Source organism: Amycolatopsis sp. NBC_00345 (assembly GCF_036116635.1).
Lineage (GTDB): Bacteria > Actinomycetota > Actinomycetes > Mycobacteriales > Pseudonocardiaceae > Amycolatopsis.
In genome coordinates, this window is sequence record NZ_CP107995.1 from 2,353,347 (window position 1) to 2,373,666 (window position 20,320).

At 70.1% G+C, this 20,320-nt stretch carries 20 protein-coding genes; 13 read left to right on the plus strand and 7 right to left on the minus strand.

Annotation, left to right across the window (positions count from 1 at the left end):
* The first annotated feature begins 244 nt into the window (after positions 1-244).
* Entirely contained in the window at positions 245-694 is a 450-nt protein-coding gene (locus OG943_RS10420) for an SRPBCC family protein (RefSeq protein ID WP_328609515.1), read from the plus strand.
* A gap of 82 nt (positions 695-776) precedes the next feature.
* Here OG943_RS10420 and OG943_RS10425 read toward each other — a convergent pair whose 3' ends face one another.
* Positions 777-1,754, minus strand: a complete 978-nt coding sequence (locus tag OG943_RS10425) for a M64 family metallopeptidase (RefSeq protein ID WP_328609516.1) — start codon at positions 1,752-1,754, stop codon at positions 777-779.
* Positions 1,755-1,846: 92 nt separating this feature from the next.
* Between OG943_RS10425 and OG943_RS10430 the strand changes: the two genes are divergently transcribed.
* The 3 genes from OG943_RS10430 to OG943_RS10440 all read left to right on the plus strand — a co-directional run bounded on the left by OG943_RS10430 (position 1,847) and on the right by OG943_RS10440 (position 4,414).
* The gene (locus OG943_RS10430; RefSeq protein ID WP_328609517.1) at positions 1,847-2,806 is read left to right on the plus strand and encodes a LysR family transcriptional regulator; all 960 of its coding nucleotides are present in this window, start codon (positions 1,847-1,849) and stop codon (positions 2,804-2,806) included.
* A gap of 139 nt (positions 2,807-2,945) precedes the next feature.
* Positions 2,946-3,767: a helix-turn-helix domain-containing protein gene (locus tag OG943_RS10435; RefSeq protein ID WP_328609518.1), complete on the plus strand. Its 822-nt coding sequence runs from the start codon at positions 2,946-2,948 to the stop codon at positions 3,765-3,767.
* Positions 3,768-3,832: 65 nt separating this feature from the next.
* On the plus strand, positions 3,833-4,414 hold the full coding sequence (locus OG943_RS10440) for a dihydrofolate reductase family protein (protein WP_328609519.1): 582 nt from the start codon (positions 3,833-3,835) through the stop codon (positions 4,412-4,414).
* A gap of 579 nt (positions 4,415-4,993) precedes the next feature.
* Here the strand turns inward: OG943_RS10440 and OG943_RS10445 are convergent.
* Both OG943_RS10445 and OG943_RS10450 read right to left on the minus strand, forming a co-directional pair.
* Positions 4,994-5,215 carry a transposase gene (locus OG943_RS10445; protein WP_328609520.1) on the minus strand — a complete coding sequence of 74 codons (222 nt, stop codon included), beginning with the start codon at positions 5,213-5,215 and terminating at the stop codon, positions 4,994-4,996.
* Between the two features lie 30 nt (positions 5,216-5,245).
* Positions 5,246-5,878: a TetR/AcrR family transcriptional regulator gene (locus OG943_RS10450; protein ID WP_328609521.1), complete on the minus strand. Its 633-nt coding sequence runs from the start codon at positions 5,876-5,878 to the stop codon at positions 5,246-5,248.
* 96 nt (positions 5,879-5,974) lie between these two features.
* Here OG943_RS10450 and OG943_RS10455 point away from each other — a divergent pair, with 96 nt between their 5' ends.
* On the plus strand, positions 5,975-6,940 hold the full coding sequence (locus tag OG943_RS10455; protein ID WP_328609522.1) for an amidohydrolase family protein: 966 nt from the start codon (positions 5,975-5,977) through the stop codon (positions 6,938-6,940).
* A gap of 768 nt (positions 6,941-7,708) precedes the next feature.
* Here the strand turns inward: OG943_RS10455 and OG943_RS10460 are convergent.
* Positions 7,709-8,287, minus strand: a complete 579-nt coding sequence (locus OG943_RS10460) for a TetR/AcrR family transcriptional regulator (protein WP_328609523.1) — start codon at positions 8,285-8,287, stop codon at positions 7,709-7,711.
* A gap of 139 nt (positions 8,288-8,426) precedes the next feature.
* Between OG943_RS10460 and OG943_RS10465 the strand changes: the two genes are divergently transcribed.
* From OG943_RS10465 to OG943_RS10480, 4 genes are all read left to right on the plus strand, one after another.
* Positions 8,427-9,224, plus strand: a complete 798-nt coding sequence (locus OG943_RS10465) for a crotonase/enoyl-CoA hydratase family protein (RefSeq protein ID WP_328609524.1) — start codon at positions 8,427-8,429, stop codon at positions 9,222-9,224.
* 28 nt (positions 9,225-9,252) lie between these two features.
* Positions 9,253-9,663: a winged helix-turn-helix transcriptional regulator gene (locus OG943_RS10470; protein ID WP_328609525.1), complete on the plus strand. Its 411-nt coding sequence runs from the start codon at positions 9,253-9,255 to the stop codon at positions 9,661-9,663.
* Positions 9,664-9,763: 100 nt separating this feature from the next.
* Complete coding sequence (locus OG943_RS10475) at positions 9,764-10,687, plus strand: NADP-dependent oxidoreductase (protein WP_328609526.1); 924 nt, start codon at positions 9,764-9,766, stop codon at positions 10,685-10,687.
* Positions 10,684-11,136, plus strand: coding sequence for an SRPBCC domain-containing protein (locus OG943_RS10480; protein WP_328609527.1), 453 nt, complete (start codon positions 10,684-10,686; stop codon positions 11,134-11,136). Before OG943_RS10475 ends, OG943_RS10480 begins: the two co-directional genes overlap by 4 nt.
* 59 nt (positions 11,137-11,195) lie before the next feature.
* Here OG943_RS10480 and OG943_RS10485 read toward each other — a convergent pair whose 3' ends face one another.
* The 3 genes from OG943_RS10485 to OG943_RS10495 are packed head-to-tail and all read right to left on the minus strand — an operon-like array spanning position 11,196 to position 15,060.
* Positions 11,196-11,975, minus strand: a complete 780-nt coding sequence (locus tag OG943_RS10485; RefSeq protein ID WP_328612042.1) for an SDR family oxidoreductase — start codon at positions 11,973-11,975, stop codon at positions 11,196-11,198.
* Between the two features lie 44 nt (positions 11,976-12,019).
* Positions 12,020-12,679, minus strand: a complete 660-nt coding sequence (locus OG943_RS10490) for a GDSL-type esterase/lipase family protein (protein ID WP_328609528.1) — start codon at positions 12,677-12,679, stop codon at positions 12,020-12,022.
* A 44-nt stretch (positions 12,680-12,723) separates the two neighbouring features.
* Entirely contained in the window at positions 12,724-15,060 is a 2,337-nt protein-coding gene (locus OG943_RS10495; protein ID WP_328609529.1) for a glycoside hydrolase family 2 TIM barrel-domain containing protein, read from the minus strand.
* A 295-nt stretch (positions 15,061-15,355) separates the two neighbouring features.
* On the opposite strand from OG943_RS10495, the gene OG943_RS10500 reads away from it, so the two are divergent.
* From OG943_RS10500 to OG943_RS10515, 4 genes are all read left to right on the plus strand, one after another.
* Positions 15,356-16,342 (plus strand): LacI family DNA-binding transcriptional regulator, encoded by a 987-nt coding sequence (locus tag OG943_RS10500; protein WP_328609530.1) that lies wholly within the window; start codon positions 15,356-15,358, stop codon positions 16,340-16,342.
* An 87-nt stretch (positions 16,343-16,429) separates the two neighbouring features.
* Positions 16,430-17,386 (plus strand): Gfo/Idh/MocA family protein, encoded by a 957-nt coding sequence (locus OG943_RS10505; protein ID WP_328609531.1) that lies wholly within the window; start codon positions 16,430-16,432, stop codon positions 17,384-17,386.
* 27 nt (positions 17,387-17,413) lie between these two features.
* Positions 17,414-18,097, plus strand: coding sequence for a GDSL-type esterase/lipase family protein (locus OG943_RS10510; RefSeq protein WP_328609532.1), 684 nt, complete (start codon positions 17,414-17,416; stop codon positions 18,095-18,097).
* A 10-nt stretch (positions 18,098-18,107) separates the two neighbouring features.
* The gene (locus tag OG943_RS10515) at positions 18,108-20,111 is read left to right on the plus strand and encodes an MDR family MFS transporter (protein WP_328609533.1); all 2,004 of its coding nucleotides are present in this window, start codon (positions 18,108-18,110) and stop codon (positions 20,109-20,111) included.
* The last annotated feature ends 209 nt before the right edge of the window (positions 20,112-20,320 follow it).

Sequence of the window (20,320 nt, forward strand, 5' to 3'; positions counted from 1 at the left end):
GGTGATTCTCGGTCCGCGCACGCGCCGCACGGCCTTGCCGCTGTCGTTGTAGGACTGCATCACGCTCCTGCGGATTCGTCAGCCGATCGGAGGGCCCAGTCTGCGGACGGCCGGGGTGACCATGCCATCGCACAGTCGGGGTGATTCCGCCCGCCGTCGGCGCTGGGATCACACACATGAGGTGACTGACGGCTCACCCCCTCGGGCGTGATGCTGCGGCGAGTCCATTCGGAACGGAGTAGCCATGACCATTTTGGACATCGACCGCACGGCGCCGGTGATCGTGCGGCAGGAGGTGACCGTCGATGCGTCGATCGAGTTGTTGTGGCGCCTGCACACCGACGTGAACCGGTGGACGAGCTGGCGGTCGGACGTCGGCTCGGCCCGCCTGCCCGGTCCGTTCGCGCCGGGTGCGGTATTCCACTGGGCGACCGGCGGCCTTGAGATCGCCTCGGCCATCCAGGCGGTCGACCCCGGCCGGCGGACGGTGTGGGGCGGACCCGCGGGCGGCATCGTCGGCATTCACGTCTGGAGCTTTTCGGTCGTCGACGACGGCGTCCGGATCGTCACCGAGGAGAGCTGGAGCGGTGAGCCGATCGCGGCCGACCCCGCTCGCGCCCAGTCGATGCTCGACGCGTCCATCGCGGTATGGCTGCGCGACCTTGAACGGGCCGCGGCCGCGCGGCAAGGCTGAAGAACTTCAACACGACCGGGGGCTAGCAGCAGTACCGAGGTCGCAGACGCGCCGTGAGTTAACGGCAAATCGCCGCGGGGTCTCAGCCGGCCCGCCGGTGCGGCGCGCGGCCGGGGGCCTCGCGGTAGAACCCGGCGATCATCGCGTCCGTGCCGGGCGGGTTGAACGGCTGTCCGAGGGTGCGCATGATCGAGTTCTCGCTGGGCCGGTACATCCCGGTCTGGCAGTAGCGGGAGCCCTCGTAAGCGCCGACGGTGCCGCCATCCGGTGACGGCCGGCCGAGGTACTGGTACCACTTGGCCTGCTGGTCGCGCATCTGGTCTTCGGTCAGGGCGGTCGCGTTCGCCTCGCTGGGCTCGCTCGGATCGCAGTCGCCGTAGTCGTATTCGTCCGCCAGCCCGCCGATGGAATGGCCGAGCTCGTGCTGGACGATCCCGCTCGAGGCGGAGTTGCCGCCCGAGGAGGTCGCGACCTCGCCGCCGGAGCCGCCGTACTTGGTGCTGTTCGCCAGCACGAGGACCTGGTCCGCGTCCGGTGCGGCCGCGGCGTACTGCTTCGCCTTGGTCTCGTCGACGCAGAGGAGCCGTTCGGTGCCGCCGCACCAGAAGTACGAGCCCATCGCGGTGTCGCGCTGGATCCCTTGGTCCGGATCGTTGCTCACGCCCGATTCCGCGGACACGACGTCGACCTGCCAGATGTTGAACTGCTTGCGGTAGCTCTTGTACGGCTCGATCGAGAACAGCGCGTCGATGCTGGACCGGACGTGCTGTGAATAGGCGGGCATCTCGTCGGCGGTGTAGCCGTCGCCGACCACGACGAGGTCGAACGTGGTGTCGCTGGGGCCGTTCGTTTCGATGGGGATCACGTCGGCCGGGCGGGCGATCCGGGCGGCGGCGCGGTCCGAGGCGGGCCGGGTCACCATCACCCGGTGAATGCTGCCGCCGGGTTCGAAGACCTCCATCGACGTGGTGAAGCCGGCCGCCGGGATCGCGGGCGCGGCAGGGGCGGAAGCGAGTGCGAGCGCGCCGCTCAGCGCGGCCACGAGGCAGGCTCGTCGCATGGGTACTCCTTGCGGGGAGGTGGGGGAGCCCTCCCACGATCCCGACTTTCGGCGGCTTCCGGGACATCCCAAGTGGCCATAACCTCGGGGTTATGGAGGTCGAGCTACGGCACCTGCGGATCCTTTGCGCGGTAGCCGAAGCAGGCAGCATTTCCCGGGCGGCGGTGAGCATCGGCAGCAGTCAGCCGGCCTTGACCGCCTCGGTGCAGCGGATCGAGCGCGTCTTCGGGGGAAGGCTGTTCGTCCGCAGTTTCAGCGGGGTGGTCCCCACCGAATTCGGCGAATGCGTGCTGTCCCGGGCGCGGGCGGTGCTGTCCGCGGCGGACACGATGCACCGGGACGCGTCACGGTGGCTGGTGGACGGGGCCGAACGGCCGGTCGCGCTCGGCGGGATCGGCTCCTCGCTGGTGATCGAGCTGGCCGACCGGATCGGGCACCCCGTGCGGGGCCCGGCGGTCTCGGTGACCACGGAGTTCTCGCCCCGGCGGCTGCTCGACCGGCTGGCGGCCGGGCAGCTCGACGCCGCGGTGGTGGCCGACTACCCCGGCCACGAGCTGCGCCCGGCGCCGGGAGTGCGCCTGCGGCCACTGGGCGTGCAGCCGGTATTCGTCGCGCTCGCCGCCGGCCACCCGGCGGCCGCAGCCGCGGAGATCGACCTGGCGCGGCTCGGCGGCGAGCGGTGGGTGCTCGGCCCTTCGGACGGCGCCGGCTGGCCGGAATGCTTCGAAGAAGCCTGCGCGCGAGCCGGATTCCGGCCGCAGGTCGCCCACCGGAGCACCGAACTGCGTGCCCTGCAACGCCTGATCGCGGCCGGCCAAGCGCTCTCGCCCTGCCAGGTCACCTTCCCCGCGACGCCGGAGATCGCGATCCGGCCGCTCGCCGGCGATCCACTGTGGATGCGTTACCTCATCGCGTGGCGGCTCGGTGGCGTCTTCGGCGGCGAACCCGCCGCTCTGATCGAGGCGGCCGACGCCGCGTACCGGTTCGACACCGAAAGCAGCCCGGCCCACCGTGAGTGGCTGCGCTCGCGTGAAGAGCACGTGGCGCGGTAGCGCCGCCCCTGGACACCCCGGCCGCGCCCATCTTGTTGCCGATGCCACGAAGCTGTTCACGCGGTGTCGGCGCCGCATCCCCGCGCGCGATGCCTGGCGGGGCGTCGGCGATGCTGTGCGTGTGGAGTACGTGTCCAGAGTGCCGCGACCGCCGCTGGACGGGCTGATCGACGACCTCTACTACCTGGAGGGTGCGCCGCCGTACGCCCGGCTGACGCTGCCGCCGATGCCCGCGGCGTTGCTCATCGTCAACCTCGGGGCGCCGTTCCGCATCCGCGCCGGCACCGACATCGAGACGGCCGAGTACGCCGACGGCTGCGTGGTCACCACGCCCACCCGCGCGCTGGAGTTCGGCTACCCGCTCCGGACCCGGTCCGTCGGCGTGCACTTCAAGCCGTGGGGGCCGGCGCCGTTCCTGCCGATGCCCGCGGCCGAGCTGTGTGACCGGCCGGTGACGGTAGAGCAGGTTTGGGGCCGGCCCGCCATAACCGAGCTGCGAGACCGGCTGGGCACGGCGGACGGACCGCACGAGATGCTGACGCTGCTCGAGGAGGAGCTGATGCGGCGGCTGTGCGAGACCGCCGGCCTGGGGCTGGTCCGCCACACGAGCAGCGTCATCGCTGCGACCAGCGGGGCGGTGGCGATCGGCGACCTGAGCGTGGCAGCCGGTGTCAGCACCACTCATCTGGCACAGCGGTTCAAGGAGCTCATCGGCGTTACGCCGAAGCGGCTGGCCCGCACCCACCGCTTCGCCGCCACCGTGTTCGCGATCAACCCCGCCGGACCGATCGACTGGGGTGCCCTCGCCGGTGGCGCGGGCTACTTCGACCAGGCCCACTTCGGCCACGAGTTCCGGGCGTTCACCGGGCTCACGCCGACCGAGTACGTCGAAGTCCGGCGGCGGTTCCTGCGCGAACATCCCGGCCACACACTGGACAGCTGGCCGCTGCCGGCCGATTGATTTCTTACAAGAGCGACAGCTCACGGCACGCTAACTTGGGGCACCCCCAAGCAAAGGAGAGCCCCGTGGGCAAGGTGGTCATGTACAGCTCGGTGTCCGTGGACGGCTTCGTCGCGGACGAGAATGACCAGCCCGGACCACTGTTCGACTGGTTGTCCAGCGGTGACGTCCCGTTGGACGAGAGCGGCGAGGTAAAGGTGTCGCAGACGTCCTACGACTACACCCGGCCGTACTGGGACCAGATCGGGGCGACCATCGTCGGCCGCCACGTCTTCGACCTGACGGACGGCTGGGACGGGAAGCCTCCGGGCGGGATCGACCACGTGGTCGTCGTGACGCACCGGCCGGAGCCCGAGGGCTGGGACCCCGGGGCGCCGTTTCACTTCGTCGACGGCGTCGAGGCAGCCGTGGCCAAGGCGCAGGAGCTTGCGGGTGACCGCCTGGTCGAGGTCGCCGCCGGCGACGTCGGTGGCCAGGTGCTTGCCGCGGGCCTGGTCGACGAGGTGCGCATGGACGTCGTACCCGTCGTGTTCGGGTCCGGCAAGCGCTACTTCGGGCCGGTCGACGCGCAGCACCTGCTGGAGGATCCTGACGTGGTGATTCAGGGCAACCGGGTGCTTCACCTGCGTTATCAGGTGCGCCGTTGACCGAGCTGCTCGGACCGGAGGCCGTTTCCCGGCCGGTGTGGACCCCGTGCACCGCTACTTCGCCGCGGCGAAGCGGCTGGAGTTCACCGGCGGCGGCGCGACCGAGCACTTGCTGGCACTCGGCACACTGCTCGCCCAGTGACCCGCTCGTGAGTGTTTATGACGGTTAGAACCGTCATAAACACTCACGAGCATTTATGAGTCGGTCGGCGTGATGTGCCGCAGGCGGCGCGGGCCGGTGTCCGGGCGGGTGGGCGGCGGCTCGGCTGGTCAGCCTGGGGTGCAACCGATTCCACGCCTGCGCGGTCGCTGCCGGCGTAGAGGCGCGTGTCGGTGCTGGTCACCGCGTGTTCGGCACCCCAGGTTGCGGGGTCACCGAACACGAACTCGCCGCCGTGCTCGGGTGGCCGACCGTTGGTGCCGGGCACTCGGGGCGGGGCCCGGCGCGTCGTGGCCCGCGTCGAGGACCACCAGGATCTCCGGGTCATCTTCTCGCCACTGGCCCGCGGCAATGAGCCGCTCGACGACGTCACGAATCTGCCCGGTGGTCACTGCGGCGACATCAGCGCCGGGCCGCAGTCACGGGGAGACGTCCACCGCCGGCACCAGCCGCCCGTCGGCGGCTCGGGGCAGCGGAAGCCCGGACAGCGCGGTCCGCAGCCGATCGAATTCGATCCGGCCGTTGTTGATCGCGTCGTCCAGACCGCCGTGGCCACGGCGATGCTCCGGTGCCAGGGACAAGCCGACCAACGACCGGACCGGACCGTCGGTGCGCAGCACCGCGTCCGCCGGCTCGAACAAACCATCCGCCCGGCTACTCGCACGACAGGGTCAGGGTTCGGTCGCATGGGAGCGCAGTAAACGCAGCGCGGTGTCCAGTGCTCGGGCTAGTTTCTCGACTGATCGGGCTGCCTGCATGAGGACGAAACCTCCTTGCACGACAGACAGAATGTCGATCGCGAGCGCCGATACATCGGTGGCCGGCGCCAGGGTGCCGTTGCGGCGCATGGTTTCGAGCCCGCGTTCGAAGGCGCCGGCCCAGGCGTCGAATCCGGCCTGGATCAGCTGGGCGGCGACCGGGTCGCTCTCCGTCATTTGAGCGGTGAGCGAGCCTAGCGGGCACCCGCCGGCCGCGCCCCGAGCGGAGTGCACCTCGAGCAGGCGGTCGCGCCATTGCCGCCAGGACTCCCAGGAGTCCATTGCGTCGAGTTCGGGACGCTGGTCGTCCAGTGCTTGCTTCGCCTGCCGTTCCACCACGGCGTGCAGCACCTCGGCCCGGCCGCCGGGGAAGTAGTGGAAAATCTGCCCGTGGCTGCTCGAACTCGCCTTCCGGACGTCGTTGATCCCGACTGACGCCAGCCCTCGCTGATAGAGCAGCCCCGCGGCCGCGTCGATGATGCGGGACCGGGTCGCGGCTCCCTTCGCCGTCCATCCCTCTGCCACGGACAGCCTCCGTTCTTCCACCGCTGCACCTTACCCAGATTCTGGTGTTGCCTCTCCAGAATATCCGAGGTAACTTTTTTGGAGAGATCGACCCAAAAACTTGTGGAGGAGCGTCCGGTGCCCACGATCGATGTCCACACTCACTTCCTGCCCGAGCCGTATGTTCAGGCACTGATCAGGCACGGCGTCAACTGGACCGGCGGAGTCGACATGACCGCCTGGACCCCGGACGGCCATCTGCGGTTCATGGACGACTGGGGGATCGACGTAGGGGTGCTCTCCTGCCTGGCCGAAGGCGGGGTCTACTTCGGTGACCAGCGGGAAGCCGGCGAGCTGGCGAGGAATGTCAACGACATCGGCGCTGACGTGGTCCGGCGGCACCCACAGCGGTTCGGCGTCTTCGGCGCGCTCCCCTTACCGGGCGTGGACGCCGCCCTGGCCGAAATCGACCACGTCTACGACGACCTCGGCCTGGACGGGGTGTACTTGGTGTCCCAGGTGGACGGCACCTACGTGGGGGATCCGGCGTGGGAGCCGGTGTACGCCGCACTCGACAAGCGGGGAGCCACCGTCCTGCTGCACCCAGTGGAACCGAAGGAGAACCCGGATCTGCCCTGGCAGCACTGGATCGGGGAATACGTGTTCGACACCACGCGGGTCTTCATGACCCTCGTGTTCAACGGAGTGCTGGACCGCTACCCGAACATCACCTGGATCCTTTCGCACGGCGGTGGCGCGGTTCCCTACCTAGGCCACCGGATCGCCGCGGCGCCCCGGGTCGTCGCGGCATACCGCGAACTGGTGCGGCGGCCGATTTCGGAGTACCTGCGCTCGGTCTATTACGACGTGGCGGTCGCCGACTCTTCCGTCCAGGTCAACACCATGGTCGACGCCATCGGCACGGACCGGATGCTCTTCGGCACCGACTGGCCCTACGCCGACGGACTGTTCGATCCGAAGCGCACGGGTGAACACGACCTGACCCGCCTGCTCGGCCCCAACCACATTTCTCAGGTCGCGGGAACCAACGCGCTCCGCCTCCTCCCTCGCCTCGCCGAACGCTGGGACGACGGCGCACACTGACCGCCACCACGACCGCCCGGAGCACGAGACGAGCCACGGCAACGGTTTGACGTCGGACGCATCCTCGCCACCGGGCAGGCATACACCCGACCAGCCCACCGCAAAAGGCACCAACCACGCCGGACTACTTGAACGCCAAGCTGAGCGCCTGTGCCTGAACCCGGTTCCTGCTGCGCTGTAACGGTTTTGCCGGCCGGGGCAGGTTCGGGCTGGTTGCGGACGTGGGTGCGTTCCACGGTGGCTGGATGGAGGCCGGGATGCTCGACGAGTTGCTGACGTCGGCCCGAGGCTTCCGGTGCAGCCCGTGGCCAACCGGCGCCGCGCCGGTTGGCCACCGCCGTCACCGTGAGGAAAAGCCGAGCACGCCGACCCGACCAGGTCGGCCGCCCCGGTGCCGCCGGCGAACCGGATCGCGGCCAGGACCTGCGGGGGTGAACTGCCGCAGGTACCCGTCGGAGCCGTCCGGCGCGGCGAGGTGCCCGTGGTCGCGTGGCAGCCTCGGTTTCGCCGTGGGGGCCGGGGGGAGGAACCGGCCGGGATCGAACGCTGAGCGCGTTTCCGGACGTCGTACGCCTCGTCCGGCGGCGGATGTCCCGCATCGCGCACTCGTAGACGTCGAAGTAATGCCGCTGTGCTTCGGGATTCTTGAACCTGCCGATGCCCTTCCTCACGGGGACGCTACTTCGCGAGGCCCCCGCCGGGATGACCGGGATGCCGGCCCGGAATTCGACCAGCGCTGACAGTTCGGGCTGAGCCCGCACGCCGGCGTCAGTCGGTGTGGCCGCGCAGGCAGTCGATCACGGTGTCGAGGGATGCTTCGAGCGCGACGGTGTCACGGCGGGCCTGGGTGAGCACAAGGCCGCCCTGGACGGCCGCGAGCAGGGCGAGGGCGAAGCGTTCGGGATCGACCCGGGTGGGCAGCTCGCCGCGGTCCCGCATCGCGCGCAGGCCGTCGCGCAGGGCCTGCTCCCATCGGGTGAAGCCGGCCAGCAGGTCGGCTCGCGTCTCCGGGGTGGACCGGGCCAGCTCGCTGGTCAGGCTGCCCATCGGGCAACCCTGCTGGTTGCGCCCGTCCCGGTGGATGCTCACGATGACGTCGCGCCACGCCTCCAGCGCCTCGATGCTGTCGAGGTTGGCGAGCAGCGGCTTCTGCACTCCGAGCACGTTTTCGCACTGGTAGTCGATGACCGCCCGGACGAGGCCGTCCTTGTCGCCGAAGTAGTAGTAGATCTGCGAAGCGCTCACGGTGGCGGCGGCCTGCACCTCTTCGATGCTCGTGCCCGCGACCCCGTGCTGGTACATCAGGGCGGCGGCTAAAAGCTCAAGCGCGACGTCCTGTTCCCGCACCGCCTGGGCACCGCCGACGAGTTCGCCACGCTGGCCCTCGAACTGCTCGGCAACAGCTACCTCAACGGCGAGGTCATCCGCATCGACGGCGGCGCCCGCCTGCAGCCGAAATGACCACCCCGGACCACGGAGGCCGCTCATGCCCCAGGTACTGACCGAACAGGACGGGCACGTCCTCACCGTCACCCTCAACCGCCCCGCCCGGCGCAACTCGCTGACCACGTCCGGCCTGTCCCGGCTGGCCGACGTCTGGCAGGAGGCCGCGCTCGACACCAGCGTCCGGGCGGTCGTCCTGACCGGGGCGGAGGGCTCGTTCTGCACCGGAATGGACCTGCGCGGCCTGGCCGGGGACACCGGCGACGAGGACGGCGCCGCGGCGGCCGACCGGGCGAAGACCGACCCGGGGTTCGCCTACCGCGGCCTGCTCAAGACCGACCGGCCGACCAAGCCGGTCATCGCCGCCGTCGAGGGCCACGCGATCGCCGGCGGCCTGGAACTGCTGCTCGGCACGGACATCCGGGTCGCGGGCGAAGGCGCCCGGTTCGGGCTGTCCGAGGCACGCTGGGCGCTCTACCCGGCGGGCGGCGGCGTGGTCCGGCTCTCCCGCCAGATCCCGTACCCGGTCGCGGCCGACCTCATGCTCACCGGCCGGCACATCGGCGCGGCCGAGGCCAGGCAGCTGGGCCTGATCGGCCATCTGGTCCCGGACGGGATGGCGCTGGAGACCGCGCGGGGGATCGCCGCCTCGGTCGCGGCGAACGGCCCGCTCGCGGTCGAGGCGATCGTGCGCACCCTGCGCCACACCGCGGCGATGTCCGAAGAGGACGCTTTCGCCTTCGAACAGCCGGACGTCGCCAGGATCTTCGCCTCGGACGACGCGAAGGAGGGGCCCCGGGCCTTTGCCGAAAAGCGGCCCGCGGTCTTTCACGGCCGGTGAACCGATCGGCGCCTGGCAGAATGGAAGGATGACGACTACGGCGAAGCAGGCGCGCCAGATCGAGCCCGGCACGTACGAGGCGTATATGCACGACTGCCCCGCGGTGGCGTTGCTCTCGACGATCAGCAACCGCTGGGTCAGCCTGGCGATGTGCACCCTCGGGCAGTTCGGCGAGCCGATGCGCTACAACCACCTCAGCCGGGAGATCCCGGGCGTCAGCCAGAAGATGCTCACCCAGACCCTGCGCCTGCTCGAACGCGAAGGCATGGTGAAACGCACAGCCACGCCGACGGTGCCGGCGCGGGTCGACTACGAGCTGACCAAGCTCGGGCAAGGGCTGTACGGCCTGCTTTCCCAGGTGCGGGACTGGGCGGTGGAGAAAGTCGGCGAGGTCGGCGAGGCGCGGGCCGAGTACGACGCCCGGAAGACCGGCCGGTAGCGGCAACGCACTTTTAAGTGCCTCCTTACGGATCGATCCTTGCTTGCCTAGAGTTCGCGGTGGGCACAGCGTTCGAATAGGTAAAGGAAAGCACGGAATCATGCGCGCAGCGGTCGTGAGAAAAGCCGGTGGACCCGATTCGGTCGAGGTCCTGGACGTCCCGATCCCGGAGCCGGGCCCGCTGGAGGTGCGGGTCAAGGTCGCGGCCGCCGCGCTCAACCCCGCGGACGCCGGGGTGTGGAGCGGATTGTTCAAGCCTTCGCCGGACGTCGAATACACCGGTATCGGCCTGGACGCGGCCGGCACGGTCGACGCGGTCGGCACGGGGGTCTCGCTGGCGGTCGGCACCCCGGTGATCGTGTTCGACGACCCCGTGCTGCGCCCGACGAAGGCCCAGGCCGAATACCTGGTGACCGACCTCAATTCGCTCGCCCTCGCCCCGGCGGGGATGGACCTGACGCTCGCGTCGACGATCCCGCTCAACGCGTCGACCGCCTCGCTGGCCCTGGAGAATTTCCCGCTGCGCCCCCGGGAGACCTTGCTCGTCACGGGCGCGGCCGGGGCCGTCGGCGGCTACGCGGTCGAGCTGGCCCGGACGCGCGGGGTTCGGATCGTCGCGCAGGGGCGGCCGGAGGACGAGGAGTTCCTGCGCGCCCTCGGCATCAGCTGGTTCGTGTCGCGCGAGGAGGACCTCGGCGCGGCGGTGCGGCGGTTCCTGCCGGAGGGCGTGGACGGGGTCTTCGACGCGGCCGCGCTGGGCGCCCCCGCGCTGGCGGCGGTCCGGGACGGCGGCATCTTCGTGAGCGTGCGCAGCGACGTGGTGCCGGAGCGCCGGCGCGGTGTGACGGTGCGGCTCACCATGGCCGGCGCCGAGGGGACCCGGCTCGCGTATCTCGCGGCACTCGCCGAGGTCGGCCTGCTGACGCCGCGGGTCGCCCAGGTCTATCCGCTGGCGCAGGCCGCGGAAGCCCACGCGCGGATGGCCGAGGGCGGGCAGCGCGGGCGGATCGTGCTCGTCCCGTGAACGCCGGGAAACCGGCCGCGGTCGTCACCGCGGTGACCCGGATCCCCGCCCCGGTGCGGGACGTGTGGCGCGTGCTCGTGGCGTTCGACCAGTACACGCAGTGGCACCCGGTGCTGGCCCTGGACGCGAAGCCCGGCCAGGCCGTGGCCGGGGCGGAACTCCCGGCCCGTGTCTCGGACGGCACCGCGGAGCAATCCGTCACGATGCGGATCGTCGAGGTGGCGGCGCCCGCCCGGCTGGTCTGGGAGGGCGGCTCGCTCGACACGGTCCTCGGCCGGCACTCGTTCGTGCTCACCGCTGAGCCGGACGGGACCACGGAGTTCACCGACTCCGAGGAGTTCTTCGGCGCCGGCGCGGCCGGAATCCGGCCGGAAGCCGGCCGCCTCCGGGCCGAGTACGCCCGATACGGCGCGGCCCTGCGGGCCCGCGTGGAGGAACTGTCCGGCTGAGGAAGAACCCCCGGCGGCCGAGCCGGTCACCGTGCCGAGCCGGGCCACCGGGCCCCGGGTCACCAGACGGAGTCGCCCCGTACGACGGCTTCGCCGCCACCGTCCACAAAGATCACTTGACCGCACAGGTGACTGTTCTCCTGGCTGACCAGCCAGGCCAGCAGGCGGGCCGGCACCTGCGCGTCGGCGAACCCGTTGAGCGGCATCGGCACCGAGGCCGCGATCACCTCCCGGCCCAGCGGTGACGAGAGGGCTTCGCTCATCATCGGCGTCGAAACCACGCCGGGGGCGATCGCGTTCAGCGGGATACCGGCCCCGGCCCACCGGTCCGTGGTCGAGGCCCGCCGGACCCACTGAGCGAAGGCGGCTTTGCTGGAGGAGTAGATCAACCCTCCGCCGGCCGCCGGGTCCGCCGCACCGGCCAGCGTCGCCGCGCGGGCCAGCGCGGCGGGCTCGTCGTCGGCGCGGAAGGCGGCGAGGAGGGCCTCGTCGCCGGGTCCGGTGCCGGCGAAGGAGCCGACCCCGACCGCGCGGGGCGAATCGGAGCCGGCCAGGAGCGGGCGCAGACCGTCCAAAGTGGCCACCATGCCGAAGTAGTTGACGGCCGCGGTGGCCGGAATCGGCGCGGCCAGCCCGGCGACCGCGACGATGGTGTCGATCGTGCCGCCGGACCTGATCTTGACCTCGTCGGCCATTCGCTCACGATCGCGGGGCGAGGTCAGGTCGACGACCACGTCAGCGTCGCGGATGTCCACGCCGATGACCGATTCACCCCGGTCCTCCAGCAGTTGTTTCGTGGCCAGGCCGATGCCGGACGCGGCGCCGGTGATCACATTCATTCGAGGCACGTGCTTTCTCCTGTTCTTCCGGCCGGCGGCGCTGGTCAGCGCGACCGGCTCCATTCATCGATGATCGGCCGAATGAGCGTGACCCATTCGCGGTATCCCTGACCGTTGAGGTGAACCTGGTCGGGCGTGAGCTCTTTTCGCAGTGACCCGTCGTCCGCCCCGAGCGCCGGCCAGAGGTCGAGATAGGTCACCCGCTTGGCCGCCTCGGCGACCACCTCCTGGTAGCCGCGGTTGAGTTCGCGGACTTCTCGCGCATAGGACCGGCTACGCGGCAGGACACTCTGCACGACCACCGGGGCATCGGGAGCGAGACGCTCGATTTCGCGCAGGATCGCCCGCAGATTGGCCAGCGTCTCGCCGGGTGCCACCGCGGCCGAGATGTCGTTGGTCCCGATCAGGAGCAGCACTCCGAGCGGATCGTGGACGGCGGAGTCCAGCCGGGCCAGCACCTCCGCCGTGTGGTCTCCGCCGTTGCCCCGGTTGAGCACCGGCCGGCCCGGAAACCATTCGTCCCAGTTGCCGGCCTCGGTGAGGCGATCACCGATCAGCACGATCTGCCGGGGCGGCACTCCGGTGGCCTCGAACTGATCGCGACGCGCGTTTTGCAGGTAGGCCAGCATCGGCCCCAGTACTCGGCGGTTGAGCACGCCCGTGACTTGGCGGGCGAGTGCGCTGCGTGGTCGGGTGCGGTTCATGGCGAACCTCGGATTCTCGCTCGTGCTACGGACTTCGGGTGGTATCAGTCGACGTTGACCACGACGGAGGCTTCGGGAAGACCGGCGGCAGCGGCCTTGATGACGATGCTTCCGGTGCCGGTGGGGCGGACGACGGCCAGGAGTTCACCGGCGTGAGTCGTCCGCGTCGGTCCCGTGATCGGTTCGGCGGGCCGCGGATCGCCCGAACCCAGTCCCTGCAGGACGGCCGGACCGTCCACAGTGACCGTGACGGTCTCGGCCCGCGCGGGATTCACCCGGCCGTCCGCGTCGACGAGCGAGACGCGCACGAACGCCAGCGACTCGTCGGTGCGGTCGAGGTGATCCTGTTCGGGGACAAGGCTCAGCGCTGTCACCGGTCCGGCCGTGCTCAGTTCGCCGCGCCCGGACTCGACGCCGTCCTGGTAGGCGACGGCCGTGAGCGTGCCCGGCTCGTAGGTCCCGGTGAACTCGGCGATGTACCCGGTTTTCGCCCCCGCCGCGATCCGGCCGGCCGAGCGGCCGTTCACGAGCAGCTCGACCTCGTCGGCCGACGAGTACACCTCGATGCGGACCGGGTGGCCCTCGCTGCCGGGCCAGGTCCACCGCCCCTCCAGGCCACGCCACCCGAACGCGTTGACGGCGAGCTCGACGCCGAAGAGCGAGGGCTCCTGCACCGCGATGTACGGCGTGTCGCGGAGGCCGAAGACGGTCTCGCGGAAGTAGGACGAGGGACGCCGGACGCCGGTGATGTCGAGGTCTCCCACCATCGCCGTGAGATAGGGGAACGGCCCGAGGAATCCGGTGAGCCCCGCCTGGGCCGCCGGCCGGACGCGGCCGACGCCGACCTCGCCCAGGTAGTCCCAGCCGGTCCAGCAGAAGTCCCCGATCACCTGCGGGGAGCCGAGGATGGTGGCCCAGTTCCCGGCGATCGACTGCCGGTGGGTCTCACTGCCGACGCTGATCCGATCGGGGAACTCGCCGGGGTCGAGGGCGTAACGGGCGGCGCCGTAGTTGTAGCCGGCGAGGTCGACCTGCGCGTACGCCTCCTCCATCAGCCGCGCGGCGGCCGGGGACTGCCAGAACTTCGCCAGGACGTCCTCCATCGAGGTCAGGACGTCGTTGACCCCGATGTTCTGCTCCGTCATGATCGCGGCGGCCTCCTCGCCCGCGGCCATGAGGACCTGCCCGGCGAAGAGCGTGAACCGCGCCGGGTCGAGCCGCTTGAGCGTGGCGGCGAGGTCGCGGCCGGTCTTCGCGTCGAGCGGGTTCCCGGCCTGGGCGATTTCGTTGCCGATCGAATACAGGATCACGCTGGGGCGGTTGAAGTCCTTCCGGACCATCGACTCGACGTCACGCTCCCACCAGTCCGCGAAATCGTGCGAGTAATCGGAGCGGACCTTGCGCGAGGTCCAGGCGTCGAAGGCCTCGTCCATCACGAGCACCCCGTATTTGTCGCAGGCGCGCAGCAACGCGGTGCTGGCGGGATTGTGCGCGCTCCGGATCGCGTTGAAGCCCGCCTCACGCAGGAGCCGGACGCGCCGCTCCTCGGCCGCGCCGATGGCCGCCGCCCCGATCGGGCCGTTGTCGTGGTGCACACACGCGCCGCGCAGCTTGACCGTGGTCCCGTTGATCCGCAGGCCGTGCACCGGATCGAGCTCGATCTTCCGGATGCCGAAGGTGTCGCTCGCCTGGTCGAGTTCGGCACCGCCGTCGCTGTCCTCGACGACGGTCACGTGGCCTCGGTACAGCGTCGGCGAGTCCGGGCCCCACAGCCCGGGGTCGCGGACGAACACCCGGAGGCTCACCTCGGCGGACTCGCCGGGGAAGACCGTGACCGGGGCCGACGCGGTCGCGACCGTCCGCCCGGTGGCCTCCTCGACGATCTCGATCCGCACGCGTACCGTGCTCCGGACCGGCGATTCGTTGTCGATGCGCGCTTCCACCCGCACTACCGCCAGATCGTCGGCGACCTGGGGAGCGGAGAACCGGGGACCCTCGGGCGCGAGGTGCAGCAGCCCGCTCCGATGCAGGGTGACGGGCCGGATCAGGCCGGCGCCGGGGTACCACCGCGAGTCCTGATCGGACGTCGCCTCGACGCGGATCGTGTTGGCCTCGCCGTAGCGGAGGAAACGGTCGATGGGCACGAAGAAGCGCGAGTAGCCGTACGGGCGGTGGGCCGCGAGCGCCCCGTTCAGGTAGACGCGGGCATCTCGGTACACGCCTTCGAACTCGAGCACGTGCCGCTGGCCGGCCCCGCTTTCCGCGACCTCGAACGTCTTTTCGTACTCGATGTCGGCCGACGGGAAGAAGCCCGTGTTCGCCCCGCCGGCCGCGTTGGCGTCGCGAGGGCTCGAGATCAGGGCGTCGTGCGGCAGCGTCACCGATGTATGGGGGTCGCCTCCCAGCGCGAAGAAGGTCGAGCCGAGCGGGCGCACCGCCCAGCCGTGGTTGAAGGACGCAGGGATCATGATGCCTCTCCGAGCTAACACGCGTTAGTATCCTCTTCCATTGTGCGCAACTATGGCGAAACCGTCAAAGAGCCCAGCAAGACAGCCAAAAATGCCGGGCTTCCGGATCAGTGCGGTACTCGATGGTGTCGTCCTAGTCCGTTCAGTTGACGCGTGTTAGTAGCGCGGGGTAGCGTCCCGGCGGGACAGTGCGAGTGGGGGTCGGAACATGGGAGAGAGCGCCGAAGGCCGGGCGTCGAAGGCGGCGACCAGTGCCGACGTCGCCCACCTGGCCGGAGTCTCCCGGGCCACGGTCAGCTTCGTCCTGAACAACGCGCCGCAGTCGATCGCCCCGAAGACCCGGGAGAACGTCCTGCGCGCGGCCCGGCTGCTGAACTACCGGCCGAACCTCTCGGCCAAGGCCCTGGTGGAAGGGTCGAGCCGGGTCGTCCTGTTCGATCTGAGTTCTTCGTCGTGGAACGGGCAGGCCATGCACGTCCTGGCGGAGCTGACCCGGGTCCTGGCCGAGCACGGGCTCGTGACGGCGGTCCATCTCGACGCGCCCGTCCCGCAGTCCCTGCTCTCGACGGCACTGCGTATCCGGCCCCGGCTGGTCCTGCCGAAGCGGCCGCTGAGCCCGGAGGAACGGGCGGAGTTCGACAACGCGGGCATCCTGGTCGCCGAGGTTTCGGAGACGGAGTTGACCGCCGTGGAGGACCTGGCCGCGCGGATCCGCCTGGAGCACCTTCGTCAGCGCGGGCACAGCCGGATCGCGATCGCCGAGCGCGAAGGGCAGGGGGAGATGTCGGTCGTCGAGGCTCGCCGGCGGGCGGTGGTGACGGCAGCGGCCGAGCTCGGCCTTCCGGAGCCGAGGGTCGCCGCTTTCCACGACGGGCCGAGTGCGGTCAGCCAGGTGCGTCGGATGCCGGATGCCGGAATCACCGCCGTCTGCGCCTTCAACGACGACACCGCCTTGGCCACGATCCGCGCCGCGGCCGACGCCGGCCTGCGGTGTCCTGAGGACCTCGCCGTGATCGGCGCCGACGACACGTTCCCGGGCAGCGTCGCCTTTCCGCCGCTGACCACGGTGAAGGTCGATTTCGAACGGCTCGGCAAGCTGTTCGCCCCCGCTGTGCTCGCCACGCTCGGCATCGAGGCCGAGCCCTTGCCTGACGTGAACGACGTGGTCACGCTCGTCGTCCGCGAATCCACCTGAGGGATTCCCCGTGAATCCGCACGAGAGGGCCCGGTTATGAGCGACCGTAAATTCCGCTGGGGGATCTCCAGTCCCGCTTCGATCGCCGTGGAGTTCGCCCGGTCGATCAGGTCTTCTCCCTCGGCGGAGATCGTCGCGGTCGCCTCGCGTGATCTCGGCCGGGCCAAGGCTTTCGCCGGCGAACACGGCATCGGCACTGCTTTCGGCTCGCTGGAGGAACTCGCCGCCTCACCGGACATCGATGGCGTGTACGTCTGCTCGCCGGTTCATGCGCACGCCGCGGCGGTCGAGGTCATTGCCGCCGCGGGAAAGGCGATTCTCGTCGAGAAGCCGTTCGCGATCGACGCAGCCGGGGCCGAGGCGATGTTCGCGACCGCGAAACGGCACAACGTCTTCATCATGGAAGCGATGTGGACCCGGTTCCTGCCGGCCTGGAAACAGATCCGGGCGCTGGTCGACGGAGGGCGGATCGGCGAGATCCGCGCCGTGTCGGCCAGCTTCGGCTTCTCGTTGCTCGGGGGAGCGCGGGACGAGTTCCTGCTCGACCCGGTGAAGGGCGGCGGAAGCCTGCTGGAGATCGGCGTTTACCCAATCCAGCTGCTTCAGGACTACCTGGGCACGCCGACCCGGACCGAAGCCGTGATCCGGGAATCCGCGCAGGGCGCCGACCTCGACGTCGCGGCCGGCCTGGCCTTCGGTGACAGAATCGCGACCGTGCAGTCGTCCATGACGCAGATGTTGCCCGGCTCGGCCTCGCTCAGCGGCACTTCCGGGATCATCCACGTGCCGGCGTTCTTCCACGCGGCCCGCCGTTTCGAAATCCACACCCTGGACGGCGACGCGGCCCATCCTTTTTCGGTCGAACTGGTCGACGCCGAACCGGAAATCGGCCCGCTCGCCTATCAGGCCATCCACATCGCGGAGCGAATCGCGCAAGGCGAGACCGAAAGTGACATCATGAGCCCGGACGACACCGTCGCGACCCTGCGCATCATCGACGCCATTCGCGAGGCCGGCCGTTCGCGAAACACCTCGGATTCCTGACCTCTTCGACGAAAAGACGGATCGACGATGACGCCCTCTGCTCGCCCTGATCAGCCCGTCCCCTCGTGGCGACGGCGCATCTTCATCCCGCCGTTGCTCGCCATCGTCAACCGCATGCTCGCGCCCGCCCAGCAGCACCGGGCGACCCAGTTCGCCGAGGTCGAGGCCGCGCCCGGCCGGGTCGTCTTCCTCGGCGACAGCATCACCGAGGGCGGCCTGTGGGACGAGTGGTTCCCGGACGTCGCCGTGCTCAACCGCGGCATCGGCGGCGAGCGGACGGCCGGCGTGCTGAGCCGCCTCGACACGGCGATCGACGAGCCCGCCGCGGTGTTCCTGCTCATCGGCACGAACGACCTGATGGGCCTCATTCCGCACGAAGAGATCGCGCGGAATGTGGCGGCGATCCTCGACGGCATCGAAGAGCGGGCACCCGGCACGCCCGTTTTCGTACAGAGCGTCATGCCGCGCGCCAAGTCCTACCGGGAAGAGGTACAAGCGCTCAACCGCCGTTACGTCCAGCTGGTCGACGAGCGGCCCGAGCACATCCGCTACGTCGACCTCTGGCCCGCGCTCGCGACCCCGGAAAGCACGCTCGACCGGAGGTTCACCCGCGACCGGCTGCATCTCAACGGGCGCGGTTACCGAGCCTGGGTGAAGATACTCGAACCGCTCGTCACGCCGTTCGGCTCGCCGAAGCCCGAAATCCACTGAGGACACCTCGATGAACGCTCCGGCCACCCTCACCTCGGGCCGCCGCACCCTGGTCCTCGCCGCGATCCTGCTGGCGATGCTGCTGTCCGCATTGGACCAGACGATCGTCTCCACCGCGCTGCCGACGATCGTCAGCGATCTCGGCGGCGGCACCCACCTGTCCTGGGTGGTGACCGCGTACCTGCTCGCCGAGACCATCATGACCGTGCTGGTCGGCAAGTTCGGCGACCTGTTCGGCCGCAAGATCACCTTCATGATCAGCGTGGTGCTGTTCCTCGCCGGCTCGTTCTTCGCGGGCTGGTCGAACTCGATCGAGATGCTCATCGCGTTCCGCGCCCTGCAGGGGCTCGGCGGCGGTGGCCTGATGGTGACCGCGACCGCGCTGATCGCCGACGTCGTCCCGCTGCGCGAGCGGGGCAAGTTCCAGGGCATCGTCGGCGCCGTCTTCGGCGTGTCCACAGTGGCCGGTCCGCTGCTCGGCGGGCTGTTCGTCGACCATTTCGGCTGGCGCTGGACGTTCTACGTGAACATCCCGCTCGGCATCCTGGTCCTGATCGTCGCCGCGGTGGCGTTGCCGAAGATCGCGGTCTCGGGACGGCCGAAGATCGACTACGCGGGCATCGCGCTGATCGCGCTGGCCGCGACCGGCCTGACGCTGGTCACGAGCTGGGGCGGCAGCCAGTACCCCTGGGGCTCGCCGGTGATCATCGGCATGGCGGTGGGCTCGGTGGTGCTGCTGGTGGCGTTCGTGTTCGTGGAACGGCGGGCCGAAGAGCCCATGCTGCCGATGAGACTGTTCTCCAGCCGGGTGTTCACGGTCTCCGGTGTGCTCAGTTTCGTGGTCGGCTTCGCGATGCTGGGCGGGATCACCTACCTGCCCACCTATCTGCAGTACGTCCGGGGCGTGTCCGCGACCGAGTCCGGGCTGTGGATGCTCCCGCTGGTCTTCGGGCTGATGGGGACCGCGCTGGTGTCCGGCAACGCGATCGGCAAGACCGGCCGCTACCGGGTGTTCCCGATCATCGGCTCGGTGCTCATGACCGTCGGCCTGTTCCTGCTCTCCCGGCTGGGCGTGGACACGAATTTCTTCGTCGTGTGCGTCTACATGCTGGTGCTCGGCGCCGGCATCGGGCTGATCATGCAGGTCCCGACCATCGTCGTGCAGAGCACCTCGGACTACGCCGACCTGGGCGTGGCCACCTCGGGCGTGAGCTTCCTGCGCTCGATGGGCAGCTCGTTCGGCGTCGCCATGTTCGGCACGGTGTACGCGTCGAAGCTGCCCGGCAACATCGCCGCCGCGCTGGCCGCGCATCCGCTGCCGCCCGGCACGGACCCACGGGCGGTGCAGGAGCCGGCGCTGCTGCACACCCTGCCGCCCGAGATCAGCGCCGCGGTCATCGGCGCCTACAGCGACACCGTGCGGTCGGTGTTCCTGATCGCGGCCCCGATCGGGCTGATCGCGCTGGTCGTCGCGCTGCTGATGCCCGAGGTGCCGCTGCGCGACACGTCACGCGCCGCGGTGGCCGGCGGCAACGCGGTCGGCGAGGGCTTCGCCCCGCCCGCGTCCGGGGACTCCGAACGCACGCTGGAAACGCTGATCGCCCGCATCGTCCACGACGTGAAGGGCGACCCGACCCCCGAGATCTTCGCCAAGACGGGCTTGACCATCACGATGGCGCAGGGCTGGCTGATCGGCCAGATCTACCGCCACGCCAGGGAAGACGGCGACGCGACCATGGACGAGCTCGGTCAGGAGCACAAGATCCCGGCCGGCATCTTCGAACCGACCGCGCGCCGGCTGGCCGACCTGGGCTACGTCACCGAGCAGGGCGGCCACTACCGGTTCACCGAGGCCGGCGCCGAGGTGTTCGCCACGCTGATCACCGCCTGGCGCGGCTGGCTGCTCGAGAAGCTCGAAGACTGGAACGAGACCGACCAGCGGCAGTTCGCCTCGGCCATCGACTCGCTCGCCGGGCAGCTGATCTCGGAAGGCCGCTCACTCAGCCGGGCGTGAGCGCGGCAGGCGTCGGCCTCGGTATTCAGCAGGGCGCTCGGTCCACTACCTCGGATCTCTTGCCAGGACGGGGCGCAGGAGCGATCAGCCGCGAATCGGCGATCGCCACCGGGGCCACTGCCGGTCTGTTGCCGGTGTGGGTCGCCGACTGGAACGCTACGGCCTCATCTCACGGCGCGATGATCAGCATGCGTCGACCAGCAGTGCGA